This window comes from Klebsiella sp. BIGb0407 (assembly GCF_024807845.1).
Taxonomy (GTDB): Bacteria; Pseudomonadota; Gammaproteobacteria; order Enterobacterales; family Enterobacteriaceae; genus JGM124.
On sequence record NZ_JANUEQ010000005.1, the window covers coordinates 354,773 to 366,292 of the forward strand.

Annotated in this window: 8 protein-coding genes; 5 read left to right on the forward strand and 3 right to left on the reverse strand. The window is 49.0% G+C overall.

Annotated elements, in window-relative coordinates; all coding sequences use genetic code 11:
- The first annotated feature begins 2 nt into the window (after positions 1-2).
- The 5 genes from glgB to glgP all read left to right on the forward strand — a co-directional run bounded on the left by glgB (position 3) and on the right by glgP (position 9,449).
- A complete protein-coding gene (gene glgB / locus M2387_RS16885) occupies positions 3-2,189 on the forward strand; it encodes a 1,4-alpha-glucan branching enzyme (RefSeq protein ID WP_259051053.1) in 2,187 nt (728 codons plus the stop codon).
- The gene (gene glgX, locus M2387_RS16890; RefSeq protein ID WP_259051054.1) at positions 2,186-4,168 is read left to right on the forward strand and encodes a glycogen debranching protein GlgX; all 1,983 of its coding nucleotides are present in this window, start codon (positions 2,186-2,188) and stop codon (positions 4,166-4,168) included. Before glgB ends, glgX begins: the two co-directional genes overlap by 4 nt.
- Positions 4,169-4,182: 14 nt before the next feature.
- Complete coding sequence (gene glgC, locus M2387_RS16895; RefSeq protein ID WP_259051055.1) at positions 4,183-5,466, forward strand: glucose-1-phosphate adenylyltransferase; 1,284 nt, start codon at positions 4,183-4,185, stop codon at positions 5,464-5,466.
- A 75-nt stretch (positions 5,467-5,541) separates the two neighbouring features.
- Positions 5,542-6,975, forward strand: coding sequence for a glycogen synthase GlgA (glgA, locus tag M2387_RS16900; protein ID WP_259051056.1), 1,434 nt, complete (start codon positions 5,542-5,544; stop codon positions 6,973-6,975).
- Between the two features lie 26 nt (positions 6,976-7,001).
- A complete protein-coding gene (glgP, locus tag M2387_RS16905; protein ID WP_259051057.1) occupies positions 7,002-9,449 on the forward strand; it encodes a glycogen phosphorylase in 2,448 nt (815 codons plus the stop codon).
- A 38-nt stretch (positions 9,450-9,487) separates the two neighbouring features.
- Here the strand turns inward: glgP and M2387_RS16910 are convergent, their stop codons facing one another.
- From M2387_RS16910 to glpE, 3 genes are read right to left on the reverse strand one after another with little or no spacing between them, the layout of a single operon-like run.
- Positions 9,488-10,252, reverse strand: a complete 765-nt coding sequence (locus M2387_RS16910; RefSeq protein WP_259051058.1) for a DeoR/GlpR family transcriptional regulator — start codon at positions 10,250-10,252, stop codon at positions 9,488-9,490.
- A 17-nt stretch (positions 10,253-10,269) separates the two neighbouring features.
- On the reverse strand, positions 10,270-11,091 hold the full coding sequence (glpG, locus tag M2387_RS16915; protein ID WP_259051060.1) for a rhomboid family intramembrane serine protease GlpG: 822 nt from the start codon (positions 11,089-11,091) through the stop codon (positions 10,270-10,272).
- Positions 11,092-11,144: 53 nt separating this feature from the next.
- Positions 11,145-11,471 carry a thiosulfate sulfurtransferase GlpE gene (gene glpE, locus M2387_RS16920; protein WP_259051062.1) on the reverse strand — a complete coding sequence of 109 codons (327 nt, stop codon included), beginning with the start codon at positions 11,469-11,471 and terminating at the stop codon, positions 11,145-11,147.
- Positions 11,472-11,520 lie beyond the last annotated feature (49 nt).

An 11,520-nucleotide genomic window follows, 5' to 3' on the forward strand; every position in this document is an offset into this window, starting at 1 on the left:
CAATGTCAGTTTTGCCAGAGAAAGACGTGATTGATGCGCTGATTATAGGACATTTTGCAGACCCATTTTCTTTGCTGGGCATGCATAAAACAGTAGCAGGGATTGAGGTTCGCGCTCTATTACCTGATGCCACCGATGTTTGGGTGACGGATACTAAAACCGGGCGAAAAGTCGCCAAACTGGAGTGTATTGATACCCGCGGTTTCTTCTGCGGCGTGATCCCCAGACGTAAAAATCTTTTTCGTTATCAGCTCACGGTGACCTGGTTTGGTCAGGAGGTGCAAATTGATGATCCTTACCGTTTTGGCACCCTGATCCAAGAGCTGGATAGCTGGCTGTTATCTGAAGGTACCCACTTACGTCCCTATGAAAGTTTAGGTGCTCATCCCCTGACGATGGATGATGTTTCTGGTACGCGGTTCTCAGTATGGGCACCTAATGCACAAAGGGTATCCGTAGTCGGTGAGTTTAATTTCTGGGATGGTCGTCGAAATCCCATGCGTTTACGTAAAGAGAGCGGCATCTGGGAGCTATTTATTCCCGGCGTAGAGCATGGGCATTTATATAAATTTGAGTTGCTTGATATTCACGGGCAGCTACGTGTCAAAGCTGATCCCTACGCTCTTGAATCGCAAATGCGGCCTGAAACCGCATCAGTTATTTGCGGTCTCCCGGAAAAAACCGTATTAAGCCCGGAGCGTCAGCAAGCCAATAATTTCGACCAGCCTATTTCTATCTATGAAGTGCATCTGGGTTCCTGGCGTCGTCATACCGATAATAATTTCTGGCTGAGCTATCGCGAGCTGGCAGACCAACTGATCCCTTATGTTAAAGAGATGGGCTTTACCCATCTTGAACTACTCCCTATTAACGAACATCCCTTTGATGGTAGCTGGGGCTATCAGCCGCAGGGTATCTATGCGCCAACCCGGCGTTTTGGCACTCGCGATGATTTCCTCTATTTTGTTAATGCAGCGCATGCCGCAGGGCTGAATGTCTTACTGGACTGGGTTCCGGGTCATTTCCCGACTGACGAAACAGGGCTGGCACTGTTTGACGGAACCGCTCTCTATGAGTACAGCGATCCGCGTGAAGGGCGTCATCAGGACTGGGATACGCTGATTTATAACTACGGGCGTCATGAAGTCAGTAACTATCTGGCCGGTAATGCACTGTACTGGATTGAGCGTTTTGGTATTGATGGCTTACGCGTTGATGCCGTCGCTTCGATGATTTATCGCGACTACAGCCGTAAAGAAGGTGAGTGGGTGCCTAATGAGTTTGGTGGCCGCGAAAATCTCGAAGCGATTGAGTTTTTACGTACCACCAACCGGGTGATTGGCGAGCAAGCGCCGGGTGCCGTAACGATGGCGGAAGAGTCGACTGATTTCCCTGGTGTCTCCCGACCACCGAGCACAGGCGGTCTCGGTTTCTGGTTTAAATGGAACCTGGGCTGGATGCACGACACCCTTGACTATATGAAACTGGATCCGATTTATCGCCAGCATCATCACAACAACATGACTTTCGGCATGCTGTATAACGGCACCGAAAATTTTGTCCTGCCTCTGTCACATGATGAAGTGGTGCACGGTAAAAAATCGATTCTCGATCGTATGCCGGGTGATGCCTGGCAGAAATTTGCCAATTTACGTGCTTACTATGGCTGGATGTGGGCATTTCCCGGAAAAAAATTACTGTTTATGGGTAATGAGTTTGCCCAGGGGCGCGAATGGAACCACGACGCTAGCCTGGACTGGCACTTACTTGAAGGCGATGATAACTGGCATAACGGGGTTCAGCGTCTGGTACGTGACCTTAATCATTGCTATCGCGACCATGCTCCGATGTATGAGCTGGATTTCAACGAGGCCGGTTTTGAGTGGCTGGTCGTGGATGATTTCGCGAACTCAGTGTTTATTTTTGTACGTCGCGATTCAAAAGGTAATGAAGTCATTGTTGCCAGTAATTTTACTCCAGTTCCTCGTAATCAATATCGTTTTGGGATCAACCTACCGGGACGCTGGCGCGAAATACTGAACACTGACTCGATGTATTACCAGGGCAGTAATAGCGGCAATCAAGGCATTATTGAAAGTGACGAAATAGCCAGCCACTCTCGCAATCACTCTTTAAGTCTGACCTTACCGCCGCTGTCTACTATCTGGCTGGTTCGGGAGGCGCAATGACAGTGCTTTCAGACGGTAACTCCGCACCTTACGGCTCCTCTTATGATGGCAAGGGGGTGAACTTTACCTTGTTTTCTGCCGGGGCTGAAAAGGTTGAGTTATGTTTATTTGACAGCGAAGGCAATGAGCAGCGCTATTGTTTGACCGCACGTAGCGGTGATATCTGGCATGGTTATTTGCCAGATATCACACCAGGTCAGCGCTACGGCTATCGCGTATATGGCCCTTGGTCATTAGCCCGTGGTGAACGCTTTAATCCTGCCAAGTTGCTGCTGGATCCTTGCACTCGTCAGGTGGTGGGGGGTGTTGAAAATCATCCTTCTTTCCATGACGACGGTGAAAGTCCTGATCCGCAGGATAGTGCGCTCTGGATGGCCAAGTCAGTTGTGGTTGAAGAGAATTTTGACTGGCAGGATGATAAACATCCTGCGACCCCATGGGGTAAGACGGTTATCTATGAAGCCCATGTTCGAGGACTGACTAACCTTCATCCTGATATTCCTGAAGCCTTACGTGGAACTTATGCCGCGCTCGGCCACCCGGTAATGATTGCCTATTTTAAACGTCTGGGTATTACGGCTATCGAGTTGATGCCCGTGGCTGATTTTGTCACTGAGCCTCGTCTGGCAACCCTGGGGCTGCAAAACTACTGGGGCTACAATCCACGTGCTTTTTATGCCGCCTCGGCTTCCTATTCTGTCGGGGGTAATTCTGATCTCGCTGCGAATGAACTGCGTGGAGCGATTAAAGCCTTACATAAAGCGGGTATTGAAGTGCTCCTCGACGTGGTGTTTAACCACAGTGCTGAGCTGGACCACGAAGGCCCGACCCTGTCATTCCGTGGCATTGATAACCGCAGCTACTACTGGTTAATGGACAATGGCGATTACCAGAATTGGACGGGCTGTGGCAATACGCTCAATTTAAGTCATCCGGCTGTTATGGCCCAGGTCATCGACTGCTTGCGTTACTGGGTTGAGAGTTTTCATGTCGATGGTTTTCGTTTTGACCTTGCGACGGTATTAGGACGGACGCCCGAATTTCGCCCCGATGCCCCGCTATTTGAAGCGATTAAAAACGACCCTTGCCTGGCAGCAATCAAATGTATTGCTGAGCCTTGGGATATCGGACCTGGTGGTTATCAGGTAGGTAATTTCCCGTCTCATTTCGCTGAGTGGAATGACCATTATCGTGACGAAATGAGACGCTTTTGGTTACAGCATAATCTTTCTTGCGGTGAGTTCGCTCGTCGTTTTGCTGGCTCAAGCGATCTCTATCGGCGTGGCGATAAACACCCTTCCAACACAATCAATCTCATTACTGCACATGATGGGTTCACTTTACGTGATTGTGTGAGCTTCGACCAAAAACATAATCACGCTAACGGTGAGAATAACCGTGATGGAAGCGGCAACAACTATAGTTATAACCACGGTACAGAAGGTCTGGATGCCGACAAAACCATTGATGACAGACGTCTGCGTAGTATCCAGGCATTACTGACCACCCTGTTACTGTCTCAGGGCACACCCATGCTATTAGCCGGTGATGAACGAGGCCATAGCCAGCAAGGTAATAACAATGCTTATTGCCAGAATAATGAACTGACCTGGCTGGACTGGACGGCAGACGACGGTGGATTAACAGATTTTACTGCGGCACTGATTCATCTTCGCAAAGAGGTGGCGGCACTTGCTGATAACCAGTGGTGGGATGAAGGTGACGGGCAAGTGCGCTGGCTTAATCACGCAGGACAACCTTTAGCCATTGATGAGTGGAATAGCGGGATGCGTTGTTTACAAATCCAGTTATCGTCTCGGTGGCTTTTGCTTATTAACGCGACGGATGATGTTGCGGATATGACCCTGGCTGAGGGGGAGTGGTATGCCGTCTCTCCATTTGCTGGAAAAGATAATCGGGCTGTAATGACTTCATGGCAGTGTCCTGCACAGGGCGTATGTGTATTGCAACGGTCATGAAAGGAGAAAAGATCATGGTAAGATTTGAGAAAAAGGACCCGTTAATGTTGGCGCGCCAGCTGCCAATTCAGTCTGTTGCATTAATTCTGGCTGGTGGCCGAGGAACCAGGCTTAAAGACCTGACTACCACGCGCGCTAAACCCGCCGTCCACTTTGGCGGCAAGTTCCGTATTATCGATTTTGCACTCTCCAACTGCCTTAACTCGGGTATCCGACGTATTGGGGTCATTACCCAGTATCAGTCCCACACCCTGGTTAAACATATCCAGCGCGCCTGGTCCTTCTTTAGTGAAGAGATGAATGAGTTTGTCGACTTGCTGCCTGCGCAGCAGCGTGTAGGCGGTGAAAACTGGTATCGCGGCACCGCAGATGCGGTGACTCAGAATCTGGACGTCATTCGTCGCTATTCGGCAAAGTATATTGTCATTCTGGCAGGCGATCATGTCTACAAACAAGATTACTCCCGCATGCTGCTTGACCATGTCGAAAAAGGTGCGCGCTGCTCGGTTGCTTGTATTCCGGTGCCGGTTGAAGAAGCCTCAGCGCTTGGGGTTATGGCCGTCGATGAAACCTCGAAAATTATCGATTTTGTTGAAAAACCTGAACATCCACCGACGATGCCTGGTGATGAGACCAAGTCGCTCGCCAGTATGGGGATTTATGTCTTCGATGCCGATTACCTCTTTAAGCTCCTTGAAGAGGATGACCTCGATGAAAACTCCAGCCATGATTTCGGTAAAGATATTATCCCTAAAGTAACCCAGTCTGGTGAGGCCTACGCGCATTCCTTTACTCTCTCTTGCGTTCAGTCAGATCAAAATGCGGAACCTTACTGGCGTGATGTCGGAACGCTTGAAGCTTACTGGAAAGCCAATCTTGACCTCGCCTCGGTGACGCCAGAGCTGGATATGTATGACCAGGAGTGGCCGATCCGCACCTACAGTGAATCTTTGCCACCGGCTAAATTTGTTCAGGACCGTTCAGGCAGTCACGGCATGACGCTGAACTCCCTGGTAGCAGGGGGCTGTATTATCTCTGGCTCAGTGGTTGCACAGTCAATACTGTTCTCGCGTGTTCGCGTGAACTCATTTTGTAATATTGATAGCTCAATTTTATTACCTGATGTGGTGATCGGCCGTTCTTGCCGTTTGCGTCGCTGCATTATCGACCGGGCCTGTGTTATTCCTGAGGGAATGGTGGTCGGAGAAAATGCGGTCGAGGATGCCCAGCGTTTCTATCGTTCAGAAGAGGGCATTGTACTGATTACTCGTGAGATGCTGAGACGGCTTAAGGATTAACACGCTATCAGCGAGATGCCGTTTTTGTCAGATGGCAGGGAAGCCAACAACATAGCGATGAATACTGGAGTGAGAATGCAGGTCTTACATGTTAGTTCCGAAATGTACCCACTGCTCAAAACAGGGGGGCTGGCAGATGTACTGGGTGCATTGCCAGCAGCACAAATCGCCGATGGTTGTGATGTCCGCATATTACTGCCTGCTTTTCCGGATATTCTTGCTGGAGTGCGTGACAAGCAAGTTGTTGCCCAGCGAGACACCTTTGCGGGTCATATCCGTTTGCTTTACGGATATTTCAATGGGATAGGTGTTTACCTGATAGACGCCCCGCATCTTTATTCGCGTCCGGGCAGTCCCTATCATGACGAGAATCAGTACGCTTATTCCGACAACGTAATACGTTTTGCGCTATTGGGCTGGGTCGGTGCGGAAATGGCTTGCGGGCTCGATCCTTACTGGCGACCTGAGGTCGTCCATTCTCATGACTGGCATGCAGGATTAACGCCTGCCTATCTGGAAGTGCGTGGACGCCCAGCGAAGTCGGTGTTTACGGTACATAACCTGGCGTACCAGGGGCTTTATTATGCACACCATATGCGTGATATTGAGCTGCCTGCATCCTTTTTTGATATTAATGGGCTGGAATTCTATGGCCAGATATCCTTCTTAAAAGCCGGGCTCTATTACGCCTCGCATATCACCGCTGTTAGTCCGACTTATGCGCGTGAAATCACCGATCCTAATTTTGCTTATGGTATGGAAGGGCTGTTACGTCAGCGTCAGGCCGAGGGGCGGCTATCCGGTATTCTCAATGGGGTCGATGATAAAATATGGAATCCCGCTGCTGATGAATTACTGCCTGCCAGCTATGACCATGAAAAATTAGCTGGGAAAGCAGAAAACAAACGACAGCTTCAGATTTCTATGGGACTGACGGTTAATCCTAAAGCGTTATTGTTTACTGTTGTCAGCCGTTTAACGCCACAAAAAGGGCTGGATTTACTGCTGGAGGCTTTGCCAGATATACTCGCAAAAGGCGGGCAACTGGCACTACTGGGAGCGGGTGATGCCGTGTTACAGGAAGGGTTCCTGGCCGCGGCTGCGCAATACCCACAACAGGTTGGAGTGCAGATTGGCTACCATGAAGCATTTTCCCACCGTCTTATTGCTGGTGCTGATGTGATTCTGGTGCCCAGCCGTTTTGAGCCTTGCGGGCTCACTCAACTCTATGGCCTGAAATACGGCACCTTACCGCTGGTTCGTCATACTGGCGGGCTGGCTGATACTGTTTTTGATACTTCGCTGGAAAATCTTTCAGAAGGGACTGCCACCGGGTTTGTCTTCCCGGACAGCGATGTGAACTCTTTAATGTGTGCAATTCGACGTGCTTTCGTTCTGTGGTCTCGCCCGGCGCTATGGCGTTTTGTCCAGCGCCAGGCCATGAGCATGGATTTTAGCTGGCAAGTTGCAGCGCGGTCTTATCGCGGCCTTTATCAACGTCTAATGTAGGTGTACACCTAACAGGAATCGTCATAATGAATCCTCGCTTAACTTTTTCTCCACCGGCCTCAAACAGTGAGGCATTGAAGCATTCAATTGCCTATAAATTGATGTTCATGCTGGGAAAAGATCCGGCTATTGCCAACAAACATGAATGGCTGAATGCAACCTTATATGCAGTACGTGACCGACTGGTTGAACGTTTACTGAAATCGACCCGAGCTGAACTGTCACAAGAAGTACGTCAGGTTTACTACCTGTCGATGGAGTTCCTGATTGGTCGTTCACTATCAAATGCCCTGTTATCGCTAGGGATTTATGACGAAGTGAATAGTGCCCTCGAAGAGATGGGACTTTCGCTTGAAGAGCTTATCGACGAAGAAAACGATCCCGGTTTAGGCAATGGTGGTCTGGGCCGCCTGGCGGCGTGTTTCCTGGATTCACTGGCGACCCTTGGACTGCCAGCACGAGGCTACGGTATTCGCTATGACTACGGCATGTTTAAACAAAGCATTGTTGATGGTCGTCAGAAAGAGTCTCCGGACTACTGGCTGGAGTATGGTGCTCCCTGGGAGTTCAAGCGATACAGTACACGCTATGCTGTTCGTTTTGGCGGCCGCCTGCAATTGGAAGGCGCGCGTGTAAAATGGCTGGAAACAGAAGAGATCCTGGCTGTTGCCTACGACCAAATCGTTCCGGGTTATGACACTGATGCCACCAATACGCTTCGTCTGTGGAGTGCCCAGGCTAGTAAAGAGATTAATCTGGGCAAATTTAACCAGGGCGATTACTTTGCGGCAGTTGAAGACAAAAACCACTCCGAAAACGTCTCCCGGGTACTTTATCCCGATGACTCAACCCACTCCGGGCGTGAGCTACGGTTACGTCAGGAATACTTCCTGGTCTCTGCGACGGTTCAGGATATTTTATCCCGTCATTATGCTCTACATAAAACCTTTGATAATCTGGCAGATAAAATCGCTATCCACCTTAACGATACCCATCCGGTGTTATCGATTCCTGAACTGATGCGACTGCTTATCGATGAGCATAAGTTTAAGTGGCAGGATGCGTTTGAGACAGTCTGTCAGGTCTTCTCCTATACCAACCATACATTGATGGCTGAAGCGCTGGAAACCTGGCCTGTTGATATGCTGGGCAGAATTCTCCCGCGTCACTTGCAGATAATCTTCGAAATTAACGATTACTTCCTGAAAAATGTACAGAGCCAGTTCCCTGAGGACAATGAGCTACTGCGCCGTACCTCTATTATCGAGGAAGGTAGTGAGCGTCGGGTGCGTATGGCATGGTTAGCGGTAGTGGCCAGCCATAAAGTGAATGGTGTCTCGGCACTCCACTCGAACCTGATGGTTCAGTCATTATTTGCGGATTTCCACAAAATTTTCCCGAACCGTTTTTGCAATAAGACCAATGGTATTACGCCTCGTCGCTGGCTGGCATTAGCTAACCCTTCACTTTCCTCAGTACTGGATAAAACTATCGGTCATAACTGGCGGACCGATCTCAACTTACTCAGTGGACTGAAGGAGTATATCGACTTCCCGCAATTACATGAGGATGTCAGAAAAGCCAAGTTAGAGAATAAAAAGCGGCTTGCAATTTACATTGCTCAAAACCTGGATGTCATCGTGAATCCAAAAGCGATGTTTGATGTTCAAATCAAGCGTATTCATGAGTACAAGCGGCAGCTGATGAATGTGTTGCATATCATCACTCGCTATAACCGCATTAAGGCCGACCCAGGTGCGGACTGGACTCCACGCGTCAATATTTTTGCCGGTAAAGCCGCCTCTGCCTACTATATGGCGAAACATATCATTCATTTAATCAATGATGTGGCGACTATCGTGAATAACGATCCGCAGGTCAAAGATAAGTTGAAAGTGGTCTTTATTCCTAACTACAGTGTGAGTCTGGCGCAGCTTATCATTCCAGCCGCTGACCTGTCTGAACAGATCTCACTGGCGGGTACCGAAGCATCGGGCACCAGTAATATGAAATTTGCTGTAAACGGTGCCCTGACTATCGGGACCCTGGATGGGGCAAATATCGAGATCCGTGAACATGTTGGGGAAGAGAATATCTTTATCTTTGGTCACACTTCCGATGAAGTTGATGAGCTGCGCCGTCAAGGGTATAACCCGCGTGAATACTACGAACAGGATGAAGAATTGCGTCAGGTACTTACGCAAATCGCGACCGGAACCTTTAGCCCTGATGAACCAGGACGCTATCGTGATCTGGTGGACTCACTGATTAACTTCGGCGATCACTATCAGGTTCTGGCGGATTACCGGAGCTATATTGAATGTCAGGAGGAAGTTGATAAGCTTTATAAACAGCCTGAGGTCTGGACGACGCGTGCCTTGAACAATATTGCTAATATGGGCTATTTCTCATCGGACAGAACGATTCAGGAATATGCCGATGATATCTGGCATATCAAACCTGTGAAATTATAGTCACTTGTTCACCCTCCCGGTAACGGGAGGGTGAACCATCAGCACAGTTCCAGCTGAATATTATTATCTTTGATGACCTGCATAATATCCGCGGGTGGCATTGCATCAGTGTAAATGGCATCAACCAGATTGATACTGCCAAGATTCACCATCGCATTACGACCAAACTTCGAGTGATCCACCACCAGAAGAACACTGCGTGAATTTTCAATAATAGCGCGCTTAGTACGAACCTCATGATAATCGAACTCGAGCAGTGAGCCGTCGCTGTCGATACCGCTGATCCCCAGAATGCCGAAATCGAGGCGAAACTGAGAGATAAAGTCGAGCGTCGCTTCGCCAATAATCCCGCCGTCACGACTCCGTAATTCCCCTCCAGCAAGAATGATTCGGAAATCCTCCTTGACCATCAGGGTTGTCGCCACATTCATATTGTTGGTAACAATGCGCAGGTTATTGTGGCCCAGCAGAGCATGGGCAACCGCTTCTGGCGTGGTACCTATATCAATAAATAAGGTAGCGCCATCGGGAATATGACTGGCGACACACTGAGCAATGCGCGCCTTCTCAGCTGTTTGTGTGGCTTTTCTGTCATGCCAGGGCGTATTAACTGAACTCGAAGGCAAAGCCAGGGCTGCGCCACCATGATGGCGCAAAATCATATTCTGATTGGCTAAATCATTCAGGTCACGGCGAATGGTTTGTGGGCTAACGGCAAATTGTTCTACCAGTTCTTCGGTACTGACATAACCTTGCTGTTTCACCCGTTCAATAATCGCGTCATGACGTTGTGTTTGCTTCACAATCAACTCCGTCGTTGTTATTTTCGTTTTCGCAAATTCAGGGTGTCACCCAGTGCCATTGCCAGTCCGACCAGGAAACCGGTCAGGTGTGCTGGTAATACAACGGACTGAGTAAAATATTCTATCACTAACCAAATAACCGCGAATATCAGTAACCCGCGCTGCATTTGCAGACCGCCCTCAGGTTCTCTTTGCCCGCGTAACCAGACATAGCCCATCAGTGCAAATACTGTACCCGACAGACCACCAAACAGTGGGCCGGCAAAGGCGGTTTGCATAAAGCCACTGAGCAGGGAAGCGATAAGCGTCAGGGTAATGAGTTTCCCGGTCCCCAGACATTTCTCCAGAGCGCCGCCCAGGTACCACCACCATAACAAGTTAAATACCAGTTGTAGTGCGGAGAACTGAAGTAAAGAATGGCTGAAATAACGCCAGACTTGATAATGCTGTTCAGGGGTAATCGGCCAGCCGAGTGCATATAGCAGCGACTGGTAGCCGGTAAGACTGATAACGACAAACAGTATTGCACAAGCCGCCATAACTAGCAGGGTGAACGGGCCTGCTCGTGAAATCAGAGTGGCGAAAAAAGGATAACGCTTATAGCTAAAACCTACGTTACTTTGCCCGGTACTCCAGCTTGCAGCCTGATAGCGCGGGTCGGCTGGATTAGCCAGAAACTGTTTTAATTGTTCACGGACTTGTAGCTCTTTACTCACGTCAGCCAGCCAGATATCGGTTTGTGTATGCTGCTGAATAGTCAGTGTAATACCTTGAGTTGCTATATAGTCGACAAAAGCCTGCGCGATACGCGGATTAGCGAATGAGGTGATCATTATCATGAGTGTGTAGCCTGAGTAGGCAGCATAACGATTAGACGCTATAGCCGGGAGTATTAAACATGGCTGTCGACTTCTGCCGGAAATTGACGATGCCAGCCATCAAACCCACCATCAATGCTATACACTTGTTCATAGCCTTGTTGCAGCAAATACTGGGCAGCACCTTTGCTGCTATTACCGTGGTAACACATCACCATCACCGGTACATCAAATTCGTTCTGCTGCATAAACTCAACCAGGGTGTCATTGGTAAGGTGATATGCCCCGGGAGTATGGCCGAGCGCAAAGCTTTGTGGGTCACGAATATCGACTAATACAGCCTGTTTGTGCTGCAACTTCTGGTGCGCGTTTTCCAGACTAATACATTCAAATTGATCCATAGTAAGCTCATAAATAAAAAGTGAATAACAGGCTTAGTCCCAACATTTC

What these genes read in the sequence shown, in the direction of transcription:
- glgB (WP_259051053.1), top strand. Translation starts at nt 3, where the DNA reads ATGTCAGTTTTGCCAGAGAAAGACGTGATTGATGCGCTGATTATAGGA.
- glgX (WP_259051054.1), top strand. Translation starts at nt 2,186, where the DNA reads ATGACAGTGCTTTCAGACGGTAACTCCGCACCTTACGGCTCCTCTTAT.
- glgC (WP_259051055.1), top strand. Translation starts at nt 4,183, where the DNA reads ATGGTAAGATTTGAGAAAAAGGACCCGTTAATGTTGGCGCGCCAGCTG.
- glgA (WP_259051056.1), top strand. Translation starts at nt 5,542, where the DNA reads ATGCAGGTCTTACATGTTAGTTCCGAAATGTACCCACTGCTCAAAACA.
- glgP (WP_259051057.1), top strand. Translation starts at nt 7,002, where the DNA reads ATGAATCCTCGCTTAACTTTTTCTCCACCGGCCTCAAACAGTGAGGCA.
- glpG (WP_259051060.1), bottom strand. Translation starts at nt 11,091, where the DNA reads ATGATAATGATCACCTCATTCGCTAATCCGCGTATCGCGCAGGCTTTT.
- glpE (WP_259051062.1), bottom strand. Translation starts at nt 11,471, where the DNA reads ATGGATCAATTTGAATGTATTAGTCTGGAAAACGCGCACCAGAAGTTG.